The organism is Rhodanobacter aciditrophus, from assembly GCF_042679525.1.
GTDB classification, from domain to species: domain Bacteria; phylum Pseudomonadota; class Gammaproteobacteria; order Pseudomonadales; family Marinomonadaceae; genus Marinomonas; species Marinomonas aciditrophus.
The window spans coordinates 135,955-162,228 of record NZ_JBHTMN010000009.1 but is presented as its reverse complement, the minus strand read 5'-3'; the positions used below and the strand labels follow the sequence as shown (position 1 = coordinate 162,228).

The 26,274-nt window shown below is 48.1% G+C and carries 27 protein-coding genes and 2 tRNA genes; 19 read left to right on the top strand and 10 right to left on the bottom strand.

The window, feature by feature from the left end:
- The first annotated feature begins 4 nt into the window (after window positions 1-4).
- Window positions 5-1,003 carry a sterol desaturase family protein gene (locus ACFQ45_RS08730; protein WP_377366728.1) on the top strand — a complete coding sequence of 333 codons (999 nt, stop codon included), beginning with the start codon at window positions 5-7 and terminating at the stop codon, window positions 1,001-1,003.
- A 46-nt stretch (window positions 1,004-1,049) separates the two neighbouring features.
- Here ACFQ45_RS08730 and eat read toward each other — a convergent pair whose 3' ends face one another.
- From eat to ACFQ45_RS08715, 3 genes are read right to left on the bottom strand one after another with little or no spacing between them, the layout of a single operon-like run.
- The gene (eat, locus tag ACFQ45_RS08725; protein WP_377366726.1) at window positions 1,050-2,444 is read right to left on the bottom strand and encodes an ethanolamine permease; all 1,395 of its coding nucleotides are present in this window, start codon (window positions 2,442-2,444) and stop codon (window positions 1,050-1,052) included.
- Window positions 2,445-2,474: 30 nt separating this feature from the next.
- Window positions 2,475-3,314 (bottom strand): ethanolamine ammonia-lyase subunit EutC, encoded by an 840-nt coding sequence (eutC, locus tag ACFQ45_RS08720; protein WP_377366724.1) that lies wholly within the window; start codon window positions 3,312-3,314, stop codon window positions 2,475-2,477.
- Window position 3,315: 1 nt separating this feature from the next.
- Window positions 3,316-4,725, bottom strand: coding sequence for an ethanolamine ammonia-lyase subunit EutB (locus tag ACFQ45_RS08715; RefSeq protein ID WP_377366722.1), 1,410 nt, complete (start codon window positions 4,723-4,725; stop codon window positions 3,316-3,318).
- Window positions 4,726-4,943: 218 nt separating this feature from the next.
- Here ACFQ45_RS08715 and ACFQ45_RS08710 point away from each other — a divergent pair, with 218 nt between their 5' ends.
- Together ACFQ45_RS08710 and ACFQ45_RS08705 are read left to right on the top strand one after the other, a co-directional pair.
- Window positions 4,944-5,933 carry a helix-turn-helix domain-containing protein gene (locus tag ACFQ45_RS08710; RefSeq protein ID WP_377366720.1) on the top strand — a complete coding sequence of 330 codons (990 nt, stop codon included), beginning with the start codon at window positions 4,944-4,946 and terminating at the stop codon, window positions 5,931-5,933.
- Window positions 5,934-6,060: 127 nt separating this feature from the next.
- Window positions 6,061-6,627, top strand: coding sequence for an MSMEG_1061 family FMN-dependent PPOX-type flavoprotein (locus ACFQ45_RS08705; RefSeq protein ID WP_377366719.1), 567 nt, complete (start codon window positions 6,061-6,063; stop codon window positions 6,625-6,627).
- Between the two features lie 85 nt (window positions 6,628-6,712).
- On the opposite strand, the gene ACFQ45_RS08700 is transcribed toward ACFQ45_RS08705, so the two are convergent.
- Window positions 6,713-8,215: an alanine/glycine:cation symporter family protein gene (locus ACFQ45_RS08700; RefSeq protein ID WP_377366717.1), complete on the bottom strand. Its 1,503-nt coding sequence runs from the start codon at window positions 8,213-8,215 to the stop codon at window positions 6,713-6,715.
- Between the two features lie 441 nt (window positions 8,216-8,656).
- Between ACFQ45_RS08700 and ACFQ45_RS08695 the strand changes: the two genes are divergently transcribed.
- Window positions 8,657-9,445 carry a DODA-type extradiol aromatic ring-opening family dioxygenase gene (locus ACFQ45_RS08695; RefSeq protein ID WP_377366715.1) on the top strand — a complete coding sequence of 263 codons (789 nt, stop codon included), beginning with the start codon at window positions 8,657-8,659 and terminating at the stop codon, window positions 9,443-9,445.
- Between the two features lie 118 nt (window positions 9,446-9,563).
- The gene (locus ACFQ45_RS08690; protein ID WP_377366713.1) at window positions 9,564-9,983 is read left to right on the top strand and encodes a GNAT family N-acetyltransferase; all 420 of its coding nucleotides are present in this window, start codon (window positions 9,564-9,566) and stop codon (window positions 9,981-9,983) included.
- Window positions 9,984-10,006: 23 nt separating this feature from the next.
- On the opposite strand, the gene ACFQ45_RS08685 is transcribed toward ACFQ45_RS08690, so the two are convergent.
- The 3 genes from ACFQ45_RS08685 to ACFQ45_RS08675 form a co-directional block, all read right to left on the bottom strand.
- Window positions 10,007-12,046: a putative bifunctional diguanylate cyclase/phosphodiesterase gene (locus tag ACFQ45_RS08685; protein ID WP_377366711.1), complete on the bottom strand. Its 2,040-nt coding sequence runs from the start codon at window positions 12,044-12,046 to the stop codon at window positions 10,007-10,009.
- A 30-nt stretch (window positions 12,047-12,076) separates the two neighbouring features.
- Window positions 12,077-12,832 carry a substrate-binding periplasmic protein gene (locus tag ACFQ45_RS08680; protein ID WP_377366709.1) on the bottom strand — a complete coding sequence of 252 codons (756 nt, stop codon included), beginning with the start codon at window positions 12,830-12,832 and terminating at the stop codon, window positions 12,077-12,079.
- Window positions 12,833-13,011: 179 nt separating this feature from the next.
- Window positions 13,012-13,659 (bottom strand): DsbA family oxidoreductase, encoded by a 648-nt coding sequence (locus ACFQ45_RS08675; RefSeq protein ID WP_377366707.1) that lies wholly within the window; start codon window positions 13,657-13,659, stop codon window positions 13,012-13,014.
- Between the two features lie 116 nt (window positions 13,660-13,775).
- Here ACFQ45_RS08675 and ACFQ45_RS08670 point away from each other — a divergent pair, with 116 nt between their 5' ends.
- Window positions 13,776-14,534, top strand: a complete 759-nt coding sequence (locus tag ACFQ45_RS08670; protein ID WP_377366705.1) for a TSUP family transporter — start codon at window positions 13,776-13,778, stop codon at window positions 14,532-14,534.
- Between the two features lie 52 nt (window positions 14,535-14,586).
- On the opposite strand, the gene ACFQ45_RS08665 is transcribed toward ACFQ45_RS08670, so the two are convergent.
- Window positions 14,587-15,426, bottom strand: coding sequence for a 2OG-Fe(II) oxygenase family protein (locus ACFQ45_RS08665; protein WP_377366703.1), 840 nt, complete (start codon window positions 15,424-15,426; stop codon window positions 14,587-14,589).
- Window positions 15,427-15,887: 461 nt separating this feature from the next.
- On the opposite strand from ACFQ45_RS08665, the gene ACFQ45_RS08660 reads away from it, so the two are divergent.
- From ACFQ45_RS08660 to ACFQ45_RS08610, 11 genes are all read left to right on the top strand, one after another.
- On the top strand, window positions 15,888-16,454 hold the full coding sequence (locus ACFQ45_RS08660; RefSeq protein WP_377366702.1) for a YqgE/AlgH family protein: 567 nt from the start codon (window positions 15,888-15,890) through the stop codon (window positions 16,452-16,454).
- Window positions 16,455-16,456: 2 nt separating this feature from the next.
- Entirely contained in the window at window positions 16,457-16,921 is a 465-nt protein-coding gene (gene ruvX, locus ACFQ45_RS08655) for a Holliday junction resolvase RuvX (protein ID WP_377366700.1), read from the top strand.
- Between the two features lie 28 nt (window positions 16,922-16,949).
- Entirely contained in the window at window positions 16,950-17,447 is a 498-nt protein-coding gene (pyrR, locus tag ACFQ45_RS08650; RefSeq protein WP_377366698.1) for a bifunctional pyr operon transcriptional regulator/uracil phosphoribosyltransferase PyrR, read from the top strand.
- Window positions 17,448-17,641: 194 nt separating this feature from the next.
- Window positions 17,642-18,637 carry an aspartate carbamoyltransferase catalytic subunit gene (locus ACFQ45_RS08645; protein WP_452600453.1) on the top strand — a complete coding sequence of 332 codons (996 nt, stop codon included), beginning with the start codon at window positions 17,642-17,644 and terminating at the stop codon, window positions 18,635-18,637.
- Between the two features lies 1 nt (window position 18,638).
- A complete protein-coding gene (locus ACFQ45_RS08640) occupies window positions 18,639-19,916 on the top strand; it encodes a dihydroorotase (RefSeq protein ID WP_377366694.1) in 1,278 nt (425 codons plus the stop codon).
- A 121-nt stretch (window positions 19,917-20,037) separates the two neighbouring features.
- On the top strand, window positions 20,038-21,144 hold the full coding sequence (locus ACFQ45_RS08635; protein WP_377366692.1) for a diguanylate cyclase domain-containing protein: 1,107 nt from the start codon (window positions 20,038-20,040) through the stop codon (window positions 21,142-21,144).
- 15 nt (window positions 21,145-21,159) lie between these two features.
- Window positions 21,160-21,849, top strand: coding sequence for a YggS family pyridoxal phosphate-dependent enzyme (locus ACFQ45_RS08630; RefSeq protein ID WP_377366690.1), 690 nt, complete (start codon window positions 21,160-21,162; stop codon window positions 21,847-21,849).
- Between the two features lie 39 nt (window positions 21,850-21,888).
- On the top strand, window positions 21,889-22,707 hold the full coding sequence (gene proC, locus ACFQ45_RS08625; protein WP_377366688.1) for a pyrroline-5-carboxylate reductase: 819 nt from the start codon (window positions 21,889-21,891) through the stop codon (window positions 22,705-22,707).
- Between the two features lie 2 nt (window positions 22,708-22,709).
- Complete coding sequence (locus tag ACFQ45_RS08620; protein WP_377366686.1) at window positions 22,710-23,249, top strand: YggT family protein; 540 nt, start codon at window positions 22,710-22,712, stop codon at window positions 23,247-23,249.
- A gap of 131 nt (window positions 23,250-23,380) precedes the next feature.
- Window positions 23,381-23,884, top strand: a complete 504-nt coding sequence (coaD, locus tag ACFQ45_RS08615; RefSeq protein WP_377366684.1) for a pantetheine-phosphate adenylyltransferase — start codon at window positions 23,381-23,383, stop codon at window positions 23,882-23,884.
- Between the two features lie 45 nt (window positions 23,885-23,929).
- A complete protein-coding gene (locus tag ACFQ45_RS08610) occupies window positions 23,930-24,181 on the top strand; it encodes a YfhL family 4Fe-4S dicluster ferredoxin (RefSeq protein WP_377366682.1) in 252 nt (83 codons plus the stop codon).
- A gap of 58 nt (window positions 24,182-24,239) precedes the next feature.
- On the opposite strand, the gene ACFQ45_RS08605 is transcribed toward ACFQ45_RS08610, so the two are convergent.
- Both ACFQ45_RS08605 and trmL read right to left on the bottom strand, forming a co-directional pair.
- Window positions 24,240-25,340 carry an ion channel gene (locus ACFQ45_RS08605; RefSeq protein ID WP_377366680.1) on the bottom strand — a complete coding sequence of 367 codons (1,101 nt, stop codon included), beginning with the start codon at window positions 25,338-25,340 and terminating at the stop codon, window positions 24,240-24,242.
- 12 nt (window positions 25,341-25,352) lie between these two features.
- Window positions 25,353-25,829 (bottom strand): tRNA (uridine(34)/cytosine(34)/5-carboxymethylaminomethyluridine(34)-2'-O)-methyltransferase TrmL, encoded by a 477-nt coding sequence (gene trmL / locus ACFQ45_RS08600; protein ID WP_377366678.1) that lies wholly within the window; start codon window positions 25,827-25,829, stop codon window positions 25,353-25,355.
- A 119-nt stretch (window positions 25,830-25,948) separates the two neighbouring features.
- Here trmL and ACFQ45_RS08595 point away from each other — a divergent pair.
- Together ACFQ45_RS08595 and ACFQ45_RS08590 are read left to right on the top strand one after the other, a co-directional pair.
- Window positions 25,949-26,024: transfer RNA gene (locus ACFQ45_RS08595), tRNA-Phe, on the top strand.
- Window positions 26,025-26,099: 75 nt separating this feature from the next.
- Window positions 26,100-26,175: transfer RNA gene (locus ACFQ45_RS08590), tRNA-Phe, on the top strand.
- Window positions 26,176-26,274: the final 99 nt, after the last annotated feature.

The following is a 26,274-nucleotide window of genomic DNA, read 5'->3' as shown; positions in this document are numbered from 1 at the left end:
CTCCATGCTAGACACTTATTGGGTATGGTTAACGGGGGAGCTTGCTATGGCAGGCTCGTCCCTATTGGATATGCAAAAACGTGTGTCCTGGCTATATCTGGTGTCAGCATTGATGGTTGCCTGTGGGTTGTTCACTTGGCGCTATGGCCGCAATGGCTTGCGCCGGCTTGGACCGCTTTTATCACCGAGGATTTGGCTGCACCCTTCATCACGAACGGATTTTGGTTTGTGGTTGATCAATCGCTTAGTGCTTGCACTGGTGATTCCAAAAGCCCTGACTCACATGGCGTGGGTCAGCTGGCTGTATTTTTTCTGGCAATCCATAGGTTTGGGGGACTTAGCGTTGGGTTGGCCTACCCCAGTGGTGATTGGGCTCTTTTCTTTGAGCTATTTTCTATTGGATGACTTCTCTCGTTTCTTTACTCATTGGTTATTACACAAGGTACCTACCTTGTGGCTATTTCACCAAGTGCATCATAGCGCCACTGTGCTGACTCCGTTTACGGTATTTCGAACGCACCCAGTAGAAGGAGGGATCTTTTTTTTACGCTCTCTTGGAACACAAAGTGTGGTTGTCAGCTTGTTTGTGGTGCTGTTTCCAAATCAAGTGAGTCTGTGGCAGATCTTTGGGGTGTTGGGGACGACCTTCATTTTTAACCTGCTCGGAGCGAATCTACGGCACTCACAAGTGGTTTTGAGTTTTGGAGCAGTCGTTGAGCGTTGGTTTATTTCCCCTGCACAGCATCAGATTCATCACTCTAAGGCGCGGATTCATTATGATCGTAACTTTGGTGTGACCTTAGCCATCTGGGACCGTTTGTTTGGCAGTTGGGTGCCAGGAGACGATGACCAAGCGTTGCAGTACGGGACGGGGCAAATCATTGATCAAAAGAGTGTGTGGGGGCAATGGTGGTATCCCATTGAGACTTTGTTGAAACGTGCCCGTCGTAGCATCTTGAGCCATTTACCGCCTCGAAAACCTAAAAATGCCCCACGCATTTAGGGTGCGTAGGGCATTTATAAGTTCCGTTAGTTCACAGGACTTGAGCTTATAACTCTGCTTCTGCTGCGGCTAACATGTTGAACTCTTCTTCCGGTGTTTTGGCAACCAAGCGGCTACGGCTGTACAAGAAGAAGTAAGCAGCGCCAATCACGAACAGTGCCAGTGTGTACATGAAAGCACGTGGGTCGTAGGCATAAACACCCGTGAGCGCCACCAATGACAGTACCAATGCAATACTAGACGTCACTACACCACCAGGGGTTTTGTAAGGACGTTCCATATCTGGCTGCTTCACGCGCAATAGGATGTGGCTCAAGGCCATCAATGCGTAAGATACGGTAGCACCTACTACGGCCATACCAAGCATAAGGTCGCCTTCACCTGTTAGAGACGCTAGGAAACCAAAGACACCAGGTACGATCAGCGCGCGGGCAGGTACTTTACGTTCGTTCGTAACAGACAGGCCTTTTGGCAAGTAACCTGCGCGGGACAAGGCAAAGACCAAACGGCTGTAGCCATAGATGATGGAGAAGAAAGACGCCACCAAACCCGCTAGGGCAAGTACGTTGACTGTGGTTGCAAGCACTGGCTTACCGGCCACGTTCAAGGCATCAACTAGCGGCACAGCACTGCTACCAATGGCTTCAGCACCGGTCACACCTGCCAGCAAGAAGACCACAAGCACGGCTGTAAACAGTAGGAAGATCATGGCGCCGATAATGCCTTTTGGCACATCTTTCGCTGGGTTTTTCGCTTCTTCTGCCGCCAGAGGGACACCTTCAACCGCTAGGAACAACCACATGGCGAATGGCAAAGCCGCCCATACACCGTACCAACCAAATGGCATGAATTCGGATGCGCCCGCAGCATCAGTTGGCGCAATGTCGAATAGACGCGAAGCATCGAAATCACCAATCAAAGCAACCGCGGTACCTAGAATAGCAACCACTGCTAGGCCTGAAATCACCATCATGACTTTGAGGGCTTCACCGACACCTGCTAAGTGGATACCGATAAACACCAGATAGAATAGGGCGTAAACCACTGGGCCATTGAACCCAAGCAGTTCTTCCACGGCTGAGCCAATGAAGATTACTATGGCTGCTGGTGCGAGAGCATATTCAATTAATACCGCCAAGCCCGTCATGTAACCACCCACAGGTCCCATTGCTTGTCGAGCAAAGCTGTAACCGCCCCCCGCTGCTGGGATAGACGCTGACATTTCGGCGAGGGACAGTACTAACGTAAGGTACATAAGGCCCATGAGTACGGCAGCGATTGCAAAACCGCCCCAGCCCGCTTCACCGATACCGAAGTTCCAGCCAGCGAAGTCGCCTGAGATAACATATGAGACACCGAGCCCAGCTAACAAAAGCCAGCCTGCGGTACCGCGTTTTAATTGGCGTTTCGCCAAATATTCCTGATCGAGTTGATCTGCCATTGGAGTTCCCCTTGAGTTGATATTTTTTAGTTAGTTATGTGATATCAAAAAGTTTTCGTTATGGTTGTCGTGCTCTAGCACGGAGTCGTCTGTGCGGTCTTTTAACTGCACCCCTGACAATTTTTTAGTCCTCGCTTCGCTCAGTAAGTAGAAAGCTTTGCGGCTAGCGTCTTGGTGGTTCAGACCCGCAAATCGAATGTTAGAAATACAATTACGGTAGGCGTCGGTGAGGCCTTTTTTCGGCCCCCAAGTAAGGTATAACCCCATACTGTCTGGGGAGCTCAGGCCCGGACGTTCCCCAACCAACACAATGACGCAACGGGCGTTGAGTAACTCACCTACGTGGTCGCCAATGGCGACACGACCTTGCTCCACCACACACAATGGAGCGATAGACCAAGGTTCTGGCGCGTCAGTTAGCGCCGGAATCAACTTGGATAAAAAGGGTAAAGTATTCTCTTCAATGGCCAGTGCAGATAAACCATCGACGATGACAATGGCCAAGTCATAGGCTGGGCCATTGTGATCTTTTAGGGTTTGCTGGGAGGCTTCATTTAATACACGACCATAGTCAGGACGCTGCAAATACATGTCTCTATGCTCGGCTTGGCTATGCAAACGTAGTGGTTGTCCCGCTGGACACCAATCTTGTGCGGTCAGCGTCTCGAGTAACCCCTCGACATTGAGTGGAGAGTGCACTGCATCGATTGCTTGGGCATGGGCCAATTGAAACGCTAGTAAGTGGCGCGTTGGTACGCTGACCCCCGCACGTCCTAACCCGATGCGGGCATCAGTAAAGGAGCGTAATCGATCCCAAGCGTTATCAATAACGGGTTCATCGGTTGGATGGGTTGGAAAAATACGCTTCATATCAGTTGTCCCCCAGCAATCGGTTTAGGGAATGCTCAAAAGCACGGGGGATTTTATGATTCAGCGTAAACTGGTCATCGCTTAGGATCTGGGCTTGTTTCAGCCAACGGTCAAATTCTGGTGAAGGGGCCAGTCCTAAAGCTTGTCGTACGTACATGGCATCATGGAACGAGGTGGTTTGGTAGTTGAGCATGATGTCGTCGGAGCCCGGTATGCCCATGATGAAGGTGCATCCCGCCACAGCCAGCAAGGTCATCAGGTTATCCATGTCGTTTTGATCGGCTTGGGCGTGGTTGGTGTAACACACGTCACAGCCCATGGGCAGTCCCAATAATTTTGCGCAGAAATGGTCTTCAAGGCCTGCACGGGTAATCTCTTTACCATTGAATAAATACTCAGGGCCGATAAAGCCGACCACTGTGTTAACGAGCAGTGGGTCAAATTTACGAGCCACTGCATAGGCTCTTGCTTCACAGGTTTGTTGGTCGACATTGTGGTGAGCATTGGCAGATAAGGAGCTGCCTTGGCCGGTTTCGAAATACATCACGTTGTTGCCAACGGTGCCACGGTTAAGGGACAAGGCCGCCGCTTGGGCTTCCGCTAGCGTCGCTAAGTTGAAGCCAAAACTGTCGTTGGTCGCTTGGGTGCCTCCAATGGATTGAAACACGAGATCCACGGGGGCGCCTTGTTCGATGCATTCGATTGTGTTGGTCACGTGGGTCAAAACGCAAGATTGGGTCGGAATCTCATAGTGCTGAATGACTTCGTCCATCATCTTCATCAAGCGGCAGGCTTGGGCAACGTTATCTGTCGCTGGATTGATGCCGATAACTGCGTCGCCATTGGCATACATGAGACCGTCTAAAATACTGGCGGCAATACCAGTTAAATCATCAGTTGGATGGTTTGGTTGCAAGCGAGTAGAAAGGTGGCCCGGTAGGCCTATGGTGTTACGAAACGCTGTTTTAACATGGCACTTTTTCGCCACAAGGATCAGGTCTTGATTTCGCATGATTTTGCTAACCGCTGCCGCCATTTCCGGTGTAACACCTGGACGGATACTTTGCAGTACGCTCGGGGTGGCTAAATCACTGAGCAACCAATCGCGAAAGCCACCTACCGTCAGGTGAGAAATGGGAGCAAAGGCAATTTTGTCATGATCGTCTATGATCATACGAGTGATTTCATCATCCTCGTAGGGGATCAGTAGGTCTTCGAGGAATTGTTTTAACGGGACATCCGCCAGTGTCATCTGGGCAACGGCACGCTCTTCCGCCGTGTCTGCGGCGACCCCAGCAAGGCGGTCACCAGAGCGAGCAGGCGTGGCTTTAGCCATCAGGTCAGCAAGGTTTTTAAAACCAAATGTACGTTCGCCCATAGTGTGGTGAAACTGGTATTGCGTTTTTGTCATAGGAGCGGTTCCGACGGTTGTTTCAGGCCTTTTTGGTGACATTGTGGGTCACGGCACAAGATTTGCTGGGGTTTATTCCCATTAACCGTTACATTGTTATAAATGTTCGATACACAGTGTTATCGAAATTTGGCAATAATAATTAATGCATATAAATCAATCGCTTAGTGTGAGGTGTGCGATTTGATTTGCGCGAATTTGATATTCGGAGTCTTTAAATGTCCGTTCAACAAACTGCTAATGCACCAATTCAGGGCGTTTCCCTCACGTACAAAGAAGCGTCTGATGCGGATTTGCATGCGGCAAATTTGACCAATTGGCGTCAAGAATACGATCAGACCAGTCGTGGCGAGTTCCGTGGCAGTATCATTGAGCTGCCGTTTGAGGACCTGCAGGTTTTCAAAGAAAGTACCAGCCAGGCATTGCAACAAAAATGCATTGTTTGGCCGGAATCTGTCTGGCTTGGGATTCCCCTTGATAAGCAAGAACCCTGTCGCATTAATGGCTTGTCCGTACGAACGAATAACATCATGTGTCGCCCGGGGGATTGTGAGTTTCAGCTTACTACTCCGGAATCCTACGACCTATTTGGCATGGTGGTGCAACAGGAAACCTTGTTGCGCATGGCGAACATTCATGGGATGACCTTAAATTGGTCCGAGCTAACGGAGCACGGGCGCTTGGCATTGCCTGAGCAAACCCTGAAGGACGTGCGTTTTCTGTTAGAGCGCCTATTGGGCAACCCCAGTGGCCATGTCACCACTAATCGCATGTCCCATGATTTGGTTATGATGGCCTTACTAGAAGTATTGCAAGCGGAAACGCCTGAGCCTGCGCAAACTCAAAGTTATCATCACCGCAAAGCGGTGGTGGATAGAGCCCGTAGTTTTATTCTAGAGAATCCCGATACCCCCATGACGGTGACGGATTTGTGTGAAGTGGCGAACGTCAGTCGTCGCACTCTGCAATATGCCTTTGAAAGTATTATTGGCATTAGCCCCATCCAATATCTACGAACATCTCGTCTTAATGGTGTCAGAAGGGCTTTGATCAGTGCCTCGCAAAGCGCCAGTATCTCTGATATTGCCGCCCAATGGGGATTCTGGCATATGAGTCAATTTGCAAAAGACTATCGCCAGCTATTTGGTGAGCGTCCATCTGAAACCTTGGAGTTGAACGGCGCCTTTGCTGCCAACCTTGCTCGTTAATGGGCTGTGAAACTTCTCAGTCTCTTAGTTGTGTATTCGCCTCTTGCCCAATAGAATAGCCTTCAGTTATCTATTAATAATGCGTCTCAAATACAAATATGAGCTGCTATCACTAAGAGCCCTTTCTATGAGTCAAATCACCACGCTGGACCAGCTTCAGCAGTTCTATAAAACACCTCACCCCATTGTGTTGAAAAAAGACATCCCTGCCTTGGAGCAACACACGACGAAGTTTATTGAGCACTGCCGCTTCGCCTTGGTGACGAGTCGGGGTGAATCGGGGCATTTGGATGTGTCTCCACGGGGTGGTCAGGCGGGCTTCATCAAAATTTTGGATGATAAGCACATAGTGTTTGGTGATTTGCCGGGTAATAACCGTATCGATACCTTGCGAAATATTCTGTTTACTCCCGAAATCGGTATGTTGTTTATTGTGCCGGGGATCAATGAGATTGTGCGCCTGCGTGGCACCGCGAGTCTCCATGATGATGACGCCTTATTGGATCTATGCATGGAGGGCAATAAGCGCCCTAAAATCGTCGTAAAAGTGGCCATTGATGCGCTGTTTTTCCATTGCCCTAAGGCCATGTTGGTGGCGGATTTATGGTCGGCAGAGACCTTTACTGACCGTGATTTTCTGCCGAACCTGGGGCAAATCATTAAAGATCAGTTAGGTTTAGACACCTTAGAATAAGGTTAAAACGATAATGAAAAAAGCCGCTTGGGTTTCCCCAAGCGGCTTTTTTATATGTCTGACCCATTAAGGTCTGGGTTAGATCTTATTGACCGTTACGCTTTTTCTCTAGGCGTTTTTCCCAGAAATCAGCACCCTTGATACCCAATGCTTTTGGATCAAAGGTGTATTCTTCGACGCCAGCGGCTTTTTGATCTTCGTAATCTTTCAGGGCTTTCATCGTTGGACGAGCCATGAAGAAGATGGCGATGATGCCAACGATATTCAACCAAGCCATCAAGCCTACGCCTACGTCACCTAGGTTCCAGATGTAACCTGCGGTATTTACTGTACCGTAAGCCACCATGAACATGATTAATAGTTTAACCAACGTCAGAGAAACTTTAACGTTTAGCGCGCGACGAAGGTAAGCCACGTTGGTTTCAGCGATGTAGTAGTACGCCAAGATCGTGGTGAAGGCAAAGAAGAACAGTGCAATACCAACGAAGGCAGAACCAAAGCCACCAAAGATGCTCTGCAGTGCCATTTGAGTGAAGGCTGGAGAGGCAATAATGACGTCAGGTGCAATGTTTTGCACGATGAATTGACCGTCAGGCAGAGTGCCTTGAACATTGTACTGCTGCGTGATCAGGATCATCAGCGCTGTGGCAGTACATACAAAAAGCGTGTCTACGTAAACAGAGAAGGCTTGAACGAGACCTTGCTGGGCAGGGTGTTCTACTTCAGCAGCGGCAGCGGCGTGAGGGCCTGTACCTTGGCCTGCTTCGTTAGAGTAAACACCACGTTTCACACCCCAACCAATGGCCGCACCGAATCCAGCTTGTGCAGAGAAGGCGTCAGAAATAATCAAACCGAAAATGCCAGGAACTTGGTCGATGTTAAGGAACACAACGATCAAGGCCATGATGATGTAGCCCATCGCCATGAATGGCACTATGATTTGGGTGAAGTTAGCGATGCGCTTAATACCACCAAAAATGATGAACGCAAGGACGACTAGGATGACGGCTAGTGCCACTAACTTAGTCGTACCCACTGAGCCAAAAGTAGTGTTGATGATGTCGCCTTGGCCAAATACCTGCGCTACAGCATTACCCACAGAGTTAGCTTGGATACCAGGAAGGAAAATACCACAGGCTAGGATAGACGCTAGGGCAAACAATACCCCTAGCCACTTCATACGTAGGCCTTTTTCAAAATAGTAAGCAGGGCCACCGCGGTACTGGCCACCGTCGCTCTCTTTGTAGATTTGACCTAGAGTGGATTCAGCGTAAGCCGTGCTCGCACCTAGAAACGCTACAACCCACATCCAGAATACGGCACCTGGACCACCAAAACCGATGGCCGCTGCAACACCTGCGATGTTACCTGTACCAACACGGCCAGAAAGGGACACGGCCAGTGCTTGGAAAGAGGAAATGCCTTTTTCAGAAGGCGTGGAATTAAATAACAAAGACCACATTTCTTTAAAATGACGCACTTGAGCGAAGCGCGTTAGGATGGAGTAGAACAGGCCTGCTCCAAGGCATAGATAGATGAGCGCAGGGCTCCAGATGATTCCGTTTAAGAAATCAATGAATGATTGCATAGTTAGGGTTCTCCGTTGTGAGGCTCTTTGAGCTTTTGTAATTGTTGTCGTGCTTTACACGTTGCGGGCGAGCGTGTGCAGGGAAGGTCTCATTCATTATAGGAAATGAAATGTGCAAGAAATCCGACACACTGGTCATAACTTGTGTAAATTTAAGTATCCGAATTTAACACGATGCACCATAAAGGAACATTTTGTTAGCTGATTAATATTGGCGCTATCTGGTGCTACATTTGATTCATATAGCACTATTCGAAATGTTTTAAAAAAGTCACTGGCTGCGAGCTAACTAGGGGGTTCGGTTGAGTTAGTTTTATTGTTTCATTTGAGTGAATAATGAATTCTATTTGTGTGTATTTATTGCGATTTAGAAAGGTCTTACTATTTGCTCATCGGGTCACAGACCTAACCAGATTTCCCCGTATCGGGAAGGAGTAAAGTATGTCTTCTATCGCATTTGTATCCCATGGTGGTGGCCCTATGCCTATCTTAGGTGACCCAGGCCACAAAGAATTGGTGCAAACAATGCAGGCTTTGACCAATGATCTGCCTAAGCAGCCTTCTGTGATTGTGATGGTTAGCGCCCATTGGGAAACTTCTGGCTTTGAGTTAACTGCCGCCGCAAATCCTGATTTAATTTATGACTATTATGGCTTCCCTGAGGCGTCCTATCATTTGCAATACCCTGCTCCTGGGGCACCTGAGTTGGCGCGCGCCATAGCAGATAAAATGGAGGATTTGGGAACCCATATTCGTCTTAATGAGTCCCGTGGTTTTGATCATGGCATGTTCATTCCGCTGATGCTGATGTACCCGGATGCCAACATCCCTGTGTTGCAGTTGTCTTTAGACAGTTCTCTGAGTCCAGAGAAGCATTGGCAACTAGGGGAGCACCTTTCCCAAGTGTTGCCAGAAGACGCATTGTTGATAGGTTCGGGTTTTAGTTTCCACAACATGCGTGCTTTCTTTAATCCACAAGCCCCAGAAAAAAAGGTCTCTGCTGACGCCTTTCAGGTGTGGCTTGATGAGACTGTGACGGGTGTGGATATAAATATTAGCGAAGCGAAGCTGCGTTGGAGTCAATGGTCTTTGGCGGAAGGTGGTCGTTACTGTCACCCCCGAGAAGAGCACTTGGTGCCATTGATTGTCTGTCACGGGGCAGCGCAAGGGCCAGGTAAGTCGATTGCTTTCACTGCATTGAATGTTAAGGCTCGTCACTTTATTTGGTGATTACTTTTTTAAGTCTCCTTTCAGAATTGCCCCCGTGGTGCGACTACGGGGGCTTTTTTATTTGAACTATTTACCTGACACGAGTCGTATTACTAAGTGACTCATAATGAGGTGACCCATGATTCGATATGAAATAGTCAGTGTTTCTGCCGATGAAGTTTTGCCGGTTCGTCATCAGGTACTTTGGCCCGATCAGCCGATGTCCTTCTGTCAGGTTGAGGGGGATGACTACGCTAAGCACTTTGGTGTGAAGGTGGATGGACGCTTGGTCTGTGTTGTTTCTCTATACATTCATGACGGGGAGGCACGCCTACGGAAGTTTGCTACCTTGTCAGAATTTCAAGGGCGAGGAATTGGTAGTCAGATGCTTGAAGCATTGATAGAAAGAGTGCGCTCTGCAGACATTCATTATCTTTGGTTAGATGCTCGAGAGAGTGCTATGAGCTTCTATGGTCGATTTGGTTTTGTTGCAGAAGGGGAGCGTTTCTTTAAAGGGGATATTCCTTACTTTCGTATGTCGCAACATTTTAATGCTTAGTCATAGGATAGATGCGAAACGGATCAGCTAGAGCTGGGTGGCTCAATGTGACCATCTTGGCCGATCAATAGCTGATAAAACTGCTCATGGAATTGAGGCTTAGAAAAATAGAAGCCTTGATAGAGCTGACAATCCCGCTCCGCTAAAAGTTGCTCTTGGGCATGAGTTTCGACCCCTTCCGCGATAACGGCCAAGCCAAGTTTGTTGGCAGTAGTCATAATCACGTCAACGATGGCTGCATCACTTTCGCTATGCTCCATTTGCTGGATAAATGAGCGGTCAATTTTAAGTATGTCTAGGGGGAGCTGGGTCAAGTAGCGCAGGGAGGAATACCCAGTGCCGAAATCATCAATAGCAAATGAAATACCGTGTTCTTGCAGGGTATTCATTGTTTTGGAGGCATTGATGAAGTTGTGAATGAGCAGACTTTCAGTAATCTCAAATTCGATCTGCACTGCTCCAGGGTGGCGTTTCTTTAGTATCTGAAGCATACGTTCGACAAAGTCTGCTTGCATGAAGTGAGCAGGACTTATATTAATGGACAATCGTTTAAAGCTGCTGGGTAAACCTTGTTTTTGCCAAGTATTTAAAAGCTCTATCGTAGCAGTAAGTACCCACTCCTCAAGCGCATTGATCTGACCTGATTCCTCTGCAACAGAAATAAATTCCATGGGCGGAACTAGGCCTTTTTGTGGATGTTGCCAGCGCAGTAATACCTCTGCCCCAGTGATCTTGTGTTGGGAGTTTACTTGCGGTTGTAGCCAAATTTGCAGCTGATTGAGTGCCACCGCACGGTGCAGTCCGGCTTCAATCTCCCATCTTGCTTTGGCTTCTTTTTGCATACTTTCGTCATAAAACTGGTAGCCATTGCGCCCAGCATCTTTGACACGGTACAAGGCCGTATCGGCACGGCGCAGCACGTTGCTACTGTTATCCGCATGTTGAGGGAAGATGGTTAATCCAATGCTGGTGGAGCAATGGATAGTGTTGCGTCCAATCCGTGCTGGGGCACCTATGGTCTCTATGATGTTCTGTGCGAGTGCGATGGCGTTAGAAACCGCTTCCTCTTGACTGTCTAAACTGGGCAGTAGCAGGACAAATTCATCCCCGCCAAATCTTGCACACTGAGCTTGAGGTCCGACTAACGTCCCGAGACGTTTGGCGATTTCTATTAACAGACGGTCGCCAATGTGATGGCCCAGCGAATCATTGATCGTTTTGAAACGGTCAAGGTCAAGGTACATGACCACTCCCGTTTTCTGGGCCTGTTTGACTTCTTCAATGGCTCTGTCTAGCTGTTCCGTTAGCATGCGACGGTTAGCTAACTTGGTTAAGGGGTCGTAATAGGCTAAGGACTGTACTTGTTTAGCTGCGTCGTCTTTTTTGTGCCAGATATCTTGTACGTTGAAAACAAGGTCGCCAAGTTCGTCATGACGTACATAAGGCGGTGTGAGGTCTGCATCGGGGTGATCCAGTTGGGCAACCCATTGGGACGTCCTCTGAATGGGCTTAGAGAAAAAGTGGTAAAACACGATAAAGAGCACGCCACTGAGTAAGATGGTGGCAATGAACCCTGAAATACTAAGGGTAAGAGCACGATTGGCGAGCCCTTGAGCGACCCTATTAGTATCTAGGGTGACCACTAATAAGGCTTGGGTTGCGCTATTGTTTTCAATGTTGAGAGGCTGTTGGTATTTCTTAGGGATATCTAAGAGTCGAAAACTCATAGCATTTACCCAAGTCGTGGCGGGTGGTGTGGCGCTATCAAACCCTACTGCCATTAGATCACCAAAATCATCATAGATGGTCGCCGAATGAAATAAGGGGTCATCAGCCATTAATTTGGCCAGGCTTTTGGCTAAATCAGTGTCTAGGTTATACACGGCGCGCTGGATATTCGGTTGGTATAGGGTGATCGATTGTTGGATGCTAGCGATTTGCTGGCTGCGAACCGCTGTCATATCCACATAAAATTGCGCGATCGCTGAGAGACCGCCGATGATGAACGCTGAGAAAAGAATGATGCGCGCTTGTTGATATGCAATTCGATGTCTGAGCTTCAAGCTTTGGCCTCCCTACCTTGCAATCTACTGCTATAAATATTTTGCGCGTATGGCTTGGTAGGTTCCGTCTTGCTTAATTTGCCGCAAACCAGCATTAAAGCGATCCATTATTGCCCGTGAGTCTGGGTATGTCTTACTCATGCACAAGTAAAGCGGTGTGACTGGCTCTGTACGTATCGGCGTGATTTTGATGTCACGGTGAATGCCAAGCTTTCTTGCATAATAGAGTGATGGGTACTCAGCGGCATAAAGTATGTCTATGTTGCGATAGCGCATAGCCATCATAGCGCCTTCGTAAGTGGATGTCGTCTCATGGGGAATGTTTTCTGCGGTAAGTTGTTGCTCCATGCCCCAGCCTTCGATGGAAACCACGCTAAAGTTTTGTAAGTCATCAAGGGTTTGAATGGCGCTAGTATCGACTTCAGATCGGCTTACCGCTACTCGGTTGGTGGATGTCACCTCGTCACTAAACAACATGTATTCAAGGCGCTCAGGACGTCGCGAGCAGGACACTGTGCCGAGAATTGTGCCTCGTTCCATGGATTTGATAATGCGCTTCCATGGCGTTGAAGAGAAATGAACATCCAGATCTGCTGCAGCAAAAGCCGCCTGTACAATGTCGATATCCATACCAGTGATGCCGTCTTGAGTATCAGGCACGATAATGTAAGGGGGGAAATCGACAACATGCAGTTGCACTGTTTTTATATCAGCGAAGGTAGCGCCGCTGCCCAGCAGTAAAAGGGGCAGAGTTAAGAGCAGTTGGGCGGCACGTCTCAATAACACTAAGTGGTCTCCTTGGAAAAATGTTGAAATTAGCAAAAAATGTTCATTCGCATGCTAAATATACCATGAAATAAGGAGTATAGGGGGTGTTTTGAGTGTTTTATGTGCAGCTTTACAAAGACGTGATTGCCCATAATCTGAACCTTACTTGGATCAGTGTATGGGCAAAAGGGCGGGGCTTATTCCGGTTGATTGAGCACTTCTTCGAGGGCCTGTAAAAACACTTCCGGTGGTTGGCCACCCGAGATGGCATATTGGTTATTGATGATGACCGTTGGTACAGAGGTAATGCCACTGCGTTGCCAAAGTTGCTCTAATTGACGTACTTCTTCGGCAAACTCGTCGCTGGCGAGAATCCCCTTAGTGACCTCTTGGTCAAGGCCAATATCTCCGGCGATGTCGATCAGCACCTGATGATCCGAGACATTTCGGTTGTCGGTGAAATGGGCTTTGAATAGGGCTTTTTTGAGGGCTTCTTGGCAGCCTTCAATTTCTGCCCAATGCAGTAGACGATGGGCATCAAAAGAATTCCACATGCGTGAGTCTTCCTGAAAGTTGAAGTCAAAGTCCACGGCCTTGCCCCGGGCTTGAATCATCTCCCGGTTCTGTTTGGATTGGGCTGGGGTGACACCATATTTCTCAGCAAGGTGCTCTCCAAGATTTTGCCCTTCCTGAGGCATGTTGGGATTGAGCTCGAAGGGTCTAAAGGTGAGGTCAACTTTGACGTCGTTTAGAGAAGTGAGTGCTTTGTTAAGGTTGCCTAATCCGACCACACACCATGGACACATGACGTCGGACACAAATTGAATATCAATAGACTTTTGCATGGTTTTGCCTCAAATGGTTGATTAGCCTGTGATGGGATTAGGTTAAGATATTTCAAGTTTAGGATAGGCCGTAAGCGCCGTTATTCTTTTATATGCACATTTTCCTAAGGCGCAGTATGGAACTCATTTGGCTGGGATTGATCGTCATTGTGGCTCTAGGGGCCTATATTCAGACGGTCACGGGGTTTGGTTTTGGTTTGATTGTAATGGGGATTGGCGGTGCTCTTGAGCTGTTGTCGATCGCTGAATTAGCCTTTATCGCAAGTTTGTTAAGCTTGTTAAATGGCTTATCAGGCTTGTATGGAGGCGTCTGGCGACAAGCTCATTTTAAAGCCATGGGGGTGTTTCTGGTAACCGCACTGCCCATGGTCTGGTTTGGATTGTATTTACTTGATCATCTAGGAGCTAATGCGATCAATCTTCTTCAGGGGTTATTGGGCATTACCATGATTCTGGTGTGTCTCAGCAGTCTATTACGTCCGGAACCCAGAAACGAAGCTTCCCCCAAATGGCATTTTGCCTTGTGTGGCGGGTTTGCGGGGGTATTGAGTGGTTTATTTTCTACCGCGGGACCGCCAATTTCATATTTGATGTATCGCCAGCCTGTGCCTTTGGTTGTGATCCGTGCAACCTTGCTGTCCATTTTTATTGCTTTGGCAGGGTTTCGCACCACGACCATGGTTGTAAGTGGATCGGTCACCTCGTCCATGTTAATCGCAACCGTGATAGGGGCTCCGGTGGTATTGGGGGTCACAGTGCTGTCACGGAAGTACCTGATTAACTTGATCCAACCCGTGTTGGTGAAAAGAATGGCCATGGCCATGTTAATACTGTCCGGTATGGGGTTGTTGATTCGGGCGTTCACGTCTGCATAAAAAATGGGAGCTTATCGCTCCCATTTTTTATGCTCAGTTGAATGATTAAACCTTAAATCACACCCAGTTCAATGAGGCGCTCACGCAGATAGGAGCCAGCCGTATGGCGTTCCGACAGCACCACATCTGGACGTGGGTGCAGGAACAGGGGTAAGGAAATGCGTGATTTAGTCTTGTCGGTACCATCTGGGTTAATCACTCGGTGGGAAGTGGATGGGAAATAGCCCCCAGAGGCTTCTTGCAGCATATCGCCAATGTTAACAATCAAGTTACCGAAATCGCAGGGTACGTCCAGCCAGGTGCCATCTTTTGATTTCACCTGCAGTCCAGGTTCATTGGCTGCCGGTAAGATAGTGATTAAATTAATATCTTCATGAGCACCCGCACGGATAGCGCCAAGTTCCTCGTCGCCTTTAAGTGGTGGGTAATGGAGTACTCGCAGCAGGGTTTGATCACTGTTTTCAATCATACCGGAGAGCGGTTGAGAGTAATGCTGGGCAATATCTGCTGGAGTATGTGTTTCAATCCAACCCAGTAGCTGTTCCGCCAGTGTATTGGCTTCACTGTAGTATTGCGCCAGTTTGGCTTTGTGCTGCTCTGGACATTGTCCCCAAGGGTAGTAGTGAAAATACTCTTTAATGTCTTTCTTTGAGTGGCCTTTGGCAGTTTCAGACACATCCGCTGGGAAGAACCCGTCTTGGGTGCCCACGTTATAGCGGTAATCAAATTTGGTATCGCTATCGAAGAAGGTTTGCCATTCGGCGTAAATGTCAGACACCAGTTGCTGACGAATCGGGTGGTTTTTAAGAACCCCGAAGCCAGTTTCTCTTAAGGATTTAACGAAGTCTTGGGCGGCTGTTGGGCTTTGAAAATCAACGGCTTCTAAAATCATGATCAATATTCCTGTAGCAAATCTTAAAACGACTATGGCTCAAGCCTAGTCTGGTAATTAAAAAAGTTGAATGGCTACAGTCCTAAGAAGACCAACCGCTGTGAAAAAAATAACGCAGGTCTACCGCTTCGCCAGGGTGCAGCTGGCGCCAAGCTTCCGTATGGGAAGTAGTATGTTGGCTAAGGGCGGTAATCAAAATAATGTCCTAAAACGCGAATAGATAAATAGGTTTTCATTTTAACGAAAATTGACCGATTGGTACAAGATGTGCAATGTTTTGATAAATTCTTACAAAATGAACAGGAATTCAGAAAATTTGTTATTCGAGCTAGGCAAATCAGGCACTTAGCCTATACTGGCAGATAAGCTCCTCGATTTAAGGTTTATTTTTTTAGTTTAGTACAAATCGAGGAATTCGGGCGCGAGCTCCTGCGTCGATCTCAAATAGAGGGCGTTACGTTATGACTACATCATTTCAATCGTTGAAACATCACTTCTTGATCTCTATGCCACATTTGAACGATCCAAACTTCGAGCACACAGTTGTCTATCTTTGCGAACATACGGAAACTGGGGCGATGGGCGTCATCATTAATCGTCCTTCGAGTATTGATTTTGCTGAATTGGCTGACCACCTCGGGATGCCTGTGGAGGCTCCTAAACTGACCTCAGAGCCTATTTATGTGGGCGGGCCAGTAGAGTCTGAGCGGGGGTTTATTTTGCACTCTCATGATAAATACTGGGGCAACACCCTGAAAGTTACCGATGAGGTCTGCTTATCGGCCTCTTTGGAAACCCTAGAACACATTGCTGCGGGGGATGGTCCAGAGCAGTTTTTAATTACGCTAGGTTGCGCGGGTTGGGACGAAGGGCAGCTAGAAAAAGAAATTGCCAATAACGATTGGCTGGTATGCGAGGCGGATTTAGACGTATTATTTAATACTCCTAGTGACATGCAGTTTACCGCAGCAACAAAAGTCCTAGGGCTGGATATGAGTCTTTTATCGCCGGACATAGGACACGCTTAAATATGACCGATGCGTCATCAAATGAAATGAACGAGAACCCCAATACGGCCATCACCGTATTGGGGTTTGATTTTGGTACGACCCGAATTGGCGTCGCCGTAGGGCAAGGCGTCACCCGCCAAGGTCGACCGTTGAACCCTATCAAAGCGAATGAGGGGATTCCTAATTGGGATGTGATCGCCAAAATAGTAGAAGAATGGCAACCTGACGCCTTTGTGGTGGGGTTACCACTGAACATGGATGGCACGGAAAATGAGATGTGTCAGCGTGCACGCAAATTTGCCAAACGCCTCCATGGACGCTACAACCGCCCATACCATATGATGGATGAGCGGCTATCGTCCTATGAAGCCAAAGGACAAGTGATCGCCCAAGGTGGCCACCGTAATTTCAAAGAGAATTCCGTCGATGGTTTGGCCGCTCAAATGATTTTAGAGTCGTGGTTTGCTGAGCAATTCACGTCTTAAGCAATTGACTAGAAGGTAACAGTCGAACATGAAGTTGGATCTAGACAAAGCGCTGTCCGCCATGAAACAGCAAATAGCTGATTACTGTCAGCAAAAGAACATTGAAGACCCGATTGTGGTTGGAATCCATTCTGGAGGAGTTTGGGTGGCAAATGAGTTGATTGATGCTGTGCCAACCTCCGAGCCGTTAGCGACCTTAGACATTACCTTTTATCGAGATGACTTTACCCGCGCGGGATTGAATCCCAAAGTCGGCCAGACCCTCTTGCCCGCTTTGGAAGACCGTCATGTGATTCTGGTGGATGATGTGCTCATGTCTGGGCGCACGATTCGTGCCGCGATGAATGAGATCTTCGACTTTGGCCGTCCCGCCAGTATTACTCTGGCCATCTTGTTTGACTTGAATAATCGCGAGTTGCCAATTCGTGCTGACATCATTGGTGAGGCCTTAACCCTTAACGCCAATCAACGTATTAAACTATCAGGGCCTGCGCCCTTGGCGGTTTCTTTGGTGGAAACCGACTAAATTAGTTGTTTTGCTTTATTTTTGTGACAGCACATACGACAATTAGTACTTGGATACAGTGGTTCGCTGATACATAACAGTTGGCGATGTTGAATGCCAAGCTGGCCTGTCAGTGCCACCGATGCCCGGACGTGGATACCCTCTGCGCCGGGCATTTTCCTATCATACATAGTGATTGAGGAAAGCAAACTATGATGCGATCTGACCCCAGGGCGTTACAGCTAAACGAACAAGGTCAACTAAAGCATTTCCTGACGTTGGATGGCTTAAGTAAAGATATTCTGACAGAGATACTCGATAGAGCCGAGTCGTTCCTATCCATGGGCGAGCAGTCAGTTAAAAAAGTCCCTTTGTTACGGGGCAAGACTGTTGTAAATCTCTTCTTTGAAAACTCCACCCGAACCCGAACTACCTTTGAATTGGCCGCTAAGCGATTGTCTGCCGATGTGATTAACCTCAATATCGCTACGTCGGCGACCTCTAAAGGCGAGTCCTTACTGGATACCCTGCAAAACCTTGAAGCCATGCAAAGTGATATGTTTGTTGTGCGTCACCAAGACAGCGGGGCACCACATTTTATCGCTGAGCATTGCTCTCCAAATGTGGCCATTATTAATGCCGGTGACGGTCGTCACTCTCACCCAACTCAAGCCATGTTAGATATGTTGACCATTCGTCGACACAAGGGGCATTTTGAGGGGTTAAAAGTCGCTATTGTGGGAGATGTTTTGCATTCACGAGTCGCGCGCTCAGAGCTGCATGCATTGAAAACCCTTGGCGTTGAAGAAGTACGATTGGTGGGCCCTAAAACCCTAGTGCCAGAGTACTTTAAGGAACTTGGGGCGACCATTTGTCATGACTTAAAGGCCGGTCTTGATGATGTGGATGTGGTGGTCATGCTGCGTTTACAAAAAGAGCGTATGGCTGGTGCTCTATTGCCCAGTGAGAGCGAGTTTTATCGCTTATATGGTCTGACAGAAGAAACCCTATCTTGGGCCAAACCTGATGCGATTGTGATGCATCCTGGGCCGATTAACCGTGGGGTCGAAATTTCCTCTGAAGTGGCAGACGGTGAGCGTTCTGTCATTCTAAACCAGGTGACTAATGGCATTGCCGTGCGTATGGCCGTGATGTCCATGGCCATGAGTGGTCAAGTGCAAGAACAACAGGCACAAGAAGGTGAGGGCTAACATGAAACTTCGTATTAGTAATGGTCGTGTCATCGACCCAAGCCAAAACCTCGATGCCGTGGTTGATCTGTTTGTAGAGGATCATCGTATTGTAGCCATTGGGGAAGCGCCCCTTGGTTTTGATGATGCGGAAGTCATCGATGCCACTGGCCAGTGGGTATTACCTGGCTTAGTTGACGCGGCAGTCGCCTTGCGTGAGCCAGGTTACACCCAGAAAGGTTCCATTGCCTCAGAAGGTCGTGCAGCGGTGTCGGGTGGTGTTACCACATTGATTTGCCCACCCAATACCAAACCAATAGTAGATACACCAGCAGTCGCGGCCTTGATTCAAGACAAGGCGGATGATGCGGGGATGGCTAATGTGTTCCCAATCGGTGCCATTACTCAAGGTCTGGAAGGTGAGCAGTTAAGTAACATGGTGGCATTAACGGATGCTGGTTGTGTGGCTTTATCAAACCACCGTAATAGTTACGCCAGTAACCGGGTGCTGTCCCGTGCCCTAGAATATGCTGCAACCCATGACTTGTTGGTTGTCTTCCATCCTGATGACAAGAGCATGTCCGATGGGGGCTGTGCCCACGAAGGTGTGATGTCCACCATGCACGGCTTGGCGGGGATCCCAGAAACAGCGGAAACCATCGCCTTGATGCGTGATTTGCTGTTGGTGGAGAAGACCGGTGTACGTGCCCACTTTGCCCGTCTTTCTTGTGCTAAGTCCGTTGAGATGATTGCCGACGCTAAGGCATCAGGGTTAGATGTCACTTGTGACGTGGCACTGCATAATCTTTTGCTGACAGATGAAGTATTGAAAGAGTTTGATGGACTGTTTCACGTGTTGCCGCCTTTGCGTTCCGAGAACGACCGTCTGACGCTTATTGAAGGCATCAAGACAGGGGCGATCAATGCCATCTGTTCGGATCATCAACCCCATGAAAAAATGGCGAAGGTAGCCCCTTTTGCCGCGACAGAACCCGGTATGGCAAACGTGGAAATCCTGTTGCCATTGGCGTTGCGTTTAATGGATGAGGGCGACCTCGAGCTAGGTCAACTACTGACTGCGCTGACGACTGGCCCTGCCGCCTGCTTTGGTCTAGAGGCCGGGTCTTTGGCTGTGGGTAGTTTTGCGGACTTTATCCTGTTCGACAGTACTGCAACTTGGACCTGGGATCAGTCGAATCGGAAATCGAAGGGGCGCAATTCAGGCTTTGATGGGGAATCCCTCACTGGTCGTGTTTTGCAGACCTTTATTTCTGGTCAGCGTGTGTATGCCTTGAGTTAGCCTAGGCTCTTTACCGCATCTATTTGTGGTAAAGTGAGTAATATGTACATATTGACGCCTCACTGAGGCGTCTCTTAGTTGTAGAGAATTGTCTAACCTTTATCGATCGGTGTCGTATTAAATGGACAGTAGCAATCAACCTGTGTCAGGAATGGAATCCTCTATGAATGTGGTCAATGAACCGCTCAAGCAGAGAGATTTTCTCCTGCAAATGCGTAAAGCGGACAAACGACTACTTCAGAGTCTTGCCACCAGTGCCAAACCTCTTATTTTTTTGGAGTTATTGGTGCAGCAGGTACGGGATCTGTTGCCCAACATGGTGCGCCCTTGTTTAATCTGGTGTGATAAAGATCTTACCAACTGGCGTATTCTCAATCATGTGGATTGGCAAGGGGGCGTGTCCGATGTGGTTGGGCGAGTGTCCAGTGTTCCAACTCCACTTATAACCTTTGTTGCTAGCCCTTCGCGAAAGTTCGGCTACGAAAAAAGCGTATCCACCCGCTCTGACTGGGTGGGTTGGCATTCGATCATTCAGGAATGCTTTTTAGAAGATTGTCATTTAGTCAGTGTGCCAGACCAAGACGGTAATTGGCTGACCATGGCTTTGTTTTCTAATTACATTTCAGATGTCGCTGAAAAGCCTTTTTATCATTGGGCCATCGAGCAAGTACTGGAAAGTGCCCATGATTGGATCGAAGCCTCTTTGTTGCGCAAAATCACAGATAAAACGCTTCAAGAGATGACCGATGAAGGGACTGGCCTACTACAGCCCCACGCTTTCGATAACGCTATTGAAATGATGATTCGTGATGCGAGACGCTACTTTCAGCGTTTGGTGTTTGTCACTGTATTTGTCAAACGTGAGATTGATGGTGACGAATTGAAGCACCTCTCTGACACCTTAACCAGCACCTTACGGGATAACGATTTGTTGGCGCGATCGGGTAAGAGTGAGTTTGTCATGGCCATGCGTATTGGGCATTTAGACGACGCGCAGATCATCGCAGAAAAGCTTGAAGATGCGTTGCTTAAGGCAGACCCAGAGCATATCGGCGCTTTGAACGACGGTGTGTCGATCGGTGTGTCATTCTACCCTGAGCAAGCTAATTATAACCGCTTGTATCTGGCTTCCCGTGCCGCGGCAGAAGCCGTATCGGAGAAAACTGGCTACCGCTTAGAGTATTACGGCAAATTCGTTAAGAGCTTAGATGAAGCTTATGGTTTTTGAGGTTGAGGTGCAGACGTGTCGATAGCCGATAATCTATCCCAAGTTAAACGAGAAATCGCTGATAATTGCCACCGTTTTGATCGCCCTGAAAGCGCGGTGACTTTACTCGCGGTGAGCAAGACCAAACCACTTGCGGATCTTGAGACAGCATACCAAGCTGGCCAACGTCTATTTGGTGAGAACTATGTGCAAGAGGCCGTGGAAAAGCATCAACAACTGGCGCATTTGCCTCATATAGAATGGCACTTTATTGGTCCTATTCAGTCCAATAAGTCTCGTCAGATCGCAGAAACAATGGATTGGGTGCATACCATTGATCGAGACAAGATAGCCCGTCGTTTGAGTGAGCAACGTCCCGCAGAGATGGCGCCACTCAATGTACTGGTGCAGGTCAATATCAGTGGAGAGAGCTCGAAATCAGGGGTTTTGTTGGAACAATTGGACGATATGGTTGAATTGGTCCAGAGTTTACCCAATTTACGTTTGCGTGGTCTTATGGCAATCCCTGCACCGCAAGCGGATGAAGCCTCTCAGATAGCTGTGTATGAGCCCTTGCAGCAAGCATTTTTAGCCTTACAAACAGACCATCCGGAGATCGATACTTTATCCATTGGTATGTCTGGGGATTTAGCGGCGGCTATTGCTTCAGGCAGCACCATGGTACGAGTGGGCACGGCAATATTTGGTGCCAGAAATTACCCTTAACAAGCGACAACGTATTTAGCATAACGAAATAGGTGAACAATGAGTTTAAAAATAGCTTTTGTGGGTGTTGGGAATATGGCATCTGCGATCATTGGTGGTTTAAGGGCTAGCGGTTATGCGGGCGAATCCATCATTGGTACGTCACGCAACCCCGACAAGCATAAAAGCCTAGAGGCACAATATGGCATAGTCATGACCGCTGATAACGAGTGGGCAGTGGAGCAGGCGGATGTGGTGTTTCTTTGTGTGAAGCCTCATATGATGCGTGATGTCATCGACAGCATTGCCCATGTGGTGCGTGATGAGCAGCTGTTTATTTCAGTGGCTGCTGGACTAGAACTTGCCGCTTTGTCGGCCTGGCTGAAAAAGCCTGTGGCAATTGTACGTTCCATGCCTAATACGCCATCGTTAGTTGGAGTGGGGATGTCAGGGCTAATCGCCAATGAACAGACCACTGGAGAACAGAAACAATGGGTCTCCGATGCGTTTGACAGTTTTGGTGGCCATGCTTGGGTGGAACAAGAAGAGCACATGCATACGGTGACAGCCTTATCTGGCAGTGCACCAGCCTACTTTTTTCGAGTATTAGAAGTGATGATCGAGGCGGGGCAAGCCCAAGGCCTAGATGCTGCGACCAGTCGTAAATTAGCGACTCAAGCAATGAAAGGTGCGGCAGCTATGGTGACGGAGCTTGACGAAGACATTGCTCAGTTACGTCGTAATATCACCTCTCCCAATGGCACCACTCAGGCGGCCCTAGAGACGTTGGAAGAACAAGGCGTGGAATCCTTAATCACTGCGGCGGTTAACGCCTGTGCAAACCGCTCTAAAGAGCTGGGCAAACAATATAAGGTTTAGAAATGAACGATCCTTTGATTTTAGTGGTAAAAACACTGGGTAATGTATACCTATTTATTGTCTTGCTACGTTTAGTATTACAGCTAAGTCGTGCAGATTTTTATAATCCAATTAGTCAGGCCGTTGTGAAAGCAACATCTCCTCTAGTGCGCCCGTTGCGTAAGGTGATTCCTTCTATTGGCCGTGTGGATACGGCCTCTGTGGTGCTGGCTTTAGCGGTGCAATTTGTCACCTTGTTAGCGGTCGTGACCATTGCAGGGGCGCAACTGGCACCCGCAGGTTATGCCATCTATACCTTGGGAGGTGTGGTTTATCACTTCCTTGATTTGTACTTCTGGGCTATGTTGATATCTGTGATCCTAAGTTGGGTTGCGCCGGGTGCGAGCCATCCAGGTGCCATGTTGGTAGCCCAAGTTTGTGAGCCCTTGTACCGTACATGTCACCGTGTCATTCCCTCACTAGGTGGGTTGGATCTATCGCCAATTTTCATCTTCTTAGGAATCTCGGTATTGCAACAGTTTATTAAGCCATTTGTCATCTAGATGGTGGTGAATATTGCGGATGTGCGGTGCTTATTTGAGAAGAACTGAATATTCTTATATGATGCCCAGCCGAATGATAGGCCTAGAATCATCTGGTTCTTCAAATTAATACTAAAAATTGGACTAGAGCTATGAGTACAATCGCAGTTTACCCTGGCACCTTTGACCCGATCACCAATGGTCATGCGGATCTTGTGGAGCGTGCAGCGAAACTGTTTCCAAAGGTGATCGTTGCTGTGGCAGCCAGCCCAAAGAAGCGACCTGCGTTGGCTCACGATGTACGTATCCAGTTGGCGAAGGAGATCTTAGGGCACTTGGAGAATGTTGAGGTTGTCGGTTTTGATAACTTATTGACAGAGTTTACCCGTTCCGTGAATGGGCAAGTGGTCGTCCGTGGCCTGAGAGCGGTATCAGATTTCGAATACGAGTTTCAGCTTGCGAACATGAACCGCGTGATTGCGCCAGATGTTGAAAGTCTATTTTTAACACCATCCGAGAAGCATTCTTATATTTCTTCGACGCTGGTGCGTGAGATAGCCTCTTTAGGAGGGGACTTTGGAATGTTTGTCCATCCTAAGGTGAAAGATGTGCTAACAGAACACTATAAAGCCGCGGCAGCAGCAAAGCGTTCTTGATTTAATAAATGCCTGTTTGGCATTAGATTTTTTAGGAGAGCAACCATGTCTCTAATCATTACTGATGAGTGCATTAACTGCGATGTGTGTGAGCCTGAGTGTCCAAATGAGGCCATCAGCCAAGGCGAAGAGATCTATGTGATCGACCCGAGCAAATGCACAGAGTGTATTGGTCATTACGATGAACCACAGTGTCAGCAAGTATGTCCGGTAGACTGTATTCCTTTGGATCCAAACCATAAGGAATCTGAAGAGCAGCTGATGGAAAAATACTTGGTGCTAACCGGTCAGCTATAATCCTGATCCGTTCCCAAATGAAAAGCCAGAATCTTAATTCTGGCTTTTTTTATGGCTGCTAGCTAAATAGCTTTTGGATTTCTAGAGGAGTTGGGGTGGTTTGTTCTTCACCGATGAGCACGATTAAGGCTTGTATATTGACTCGTTCAAAAGAACTTGGGTGTGTCACTATCTTACCTTGAGTGTCCTCATAGCCAATGGCCGTGCCAATGTCTTTTTGGATCAGGGTTGTGACCACGTCTGCCCAGCGAATGCTGCTCAAAGAGACATTGATGCGTACCGTGTGATCCCCTTGGTAGCGGAACAGGTCTTCAAGCACCTGCTCTGTGCCGGGGGCGATCAAAGAGCGAACGAGCATTTCAGGGTAGACCCGTACCGGACGAATGACCGCTCGAGCGCCTGCCTGTCGAAAACGGTCTCGGTTTGCATCATCAATGGCCTCTGCCAATATGAAGGCGCTTGATCCGATTTCTTTAATACGGTGCAGCACGTCGAAAACCAAGCTATCACTGTGGGGGTCAAGATTGTCAGGGGATAGCACAACCACGTATTTGGCCTTATCTATGGCTGCAGAGTTGAGCATGCCTGGGGTTGTAGCGTCGCCAGTGTGATGGACTACTCCTTGTGACCTAAGGGTTTCAGGTAAGCCTTCTGGAAACTTGGGGGTGAGTATTTGGATTGGAACATCTTCCAACTCCGGTGTATTGCACACCTGCTGTACCAATAAATTTAGGTAGCGCTCAGTGTTAGTGGTTGGGGTATTGATGATTAGTAAATGGTCCTGCATATCACTCCACTCCATGCGCCCTTTAATTTTCATTTCTTTGTGTTGCAGACGGATTTCCACGTAGTCACTGGCAATCTGGGCGAGCAGGGTAATCCCCAAGCCATAGATCAGAACAATCGTGGCAAACTGGCCCCAGAAGGTAGCCGCAGACAAATCACCGTAGCCAGTGGTGCTGGCAGAAGTCATTGTAAGCCAAAAGGCTTGCCACCAATCCAAGTCTTCAAAATAGACCATGGCAATGCTGTGAGCGCCTACCACGGCCGCCAGCATCATGAAGCGACGATGTAGATCGCTCATGGCCCTTAGGTGAACTTGTTTGCGGAACTTCTGTCTAGAGCGTGCTCTTCGATTAAGAATGTGTCCTAGTACCATATGGGCGTCCTATTAGGTGTCCGCTGGCATAGCGTAGCCTAATTGACGCCATGATTCATAAACCATTACGGCAACCGTATTGGACAGGTTCAAACTGCGAGATCCTGGCTGCATTGGCAAACGTAATCGCTGTGCAGGGGGAAGGGCTTCGATAAACTCCGCCGGTAAACCGCGGGTTTCCGGACCAAACACTAAGACATCATTGGCCTTAAACTCGGATTCGCTGTGAGTGTGACTGCCTTTTGTGGTCAGAGCATAGACAGTGCCAAGTTGGCCTTCGTTTTGTTTCAAGAAGTGTTCCCAATCTTGATAACGATTTATGTGAGCAAACTCATGGTAATCCAATCCCGCTCGACGAAGCTTCTTATCTTCTAGCTCAAATCCAAGGGGCTCAATGAGGTGTAATGTATATCCGGTGTTGGCACACAGTCGAATGACGTTGCCTGTATTGGGTGGAATCTCGGGTTGATATAAAACGATGTGTAGCATGTCACTCACTCCTTATCTTGGCACCATCATACCAGAGCTGCCCGATTTACTAACTTATTGTTAAAAAAATTAAAAAACTGTTGACGAGCTTAGTCGGTCGTTTATAATACGCCGCACTTGCCCAGATAGCTCAGTCGGTAGAGCAGAGGATTGAAAATCCTCGTGTCGGTGGTTCGATTCCGCCTCTGGGCACCATTATTTAAAAAGCCAGCTTTTAGCTGGCTTTTTAGTGTCCCGCAGTGACCTAAACCTGCATCATTTTTTTGATATGCCCAGATAGCTCAGTCGGTAGAGCAGAGGATTGAAAATCCTCGTGTCGGTGGTTCGATTCCGCCTCTGGGCACCACTTCTAGAAATATTTTTTCCTTGCCTTATCTTTAGCCCTTACGCACTTAGTTACAGCGATTGTGCATGTTATTTGCTATATTCCGATCTATTATAAAAA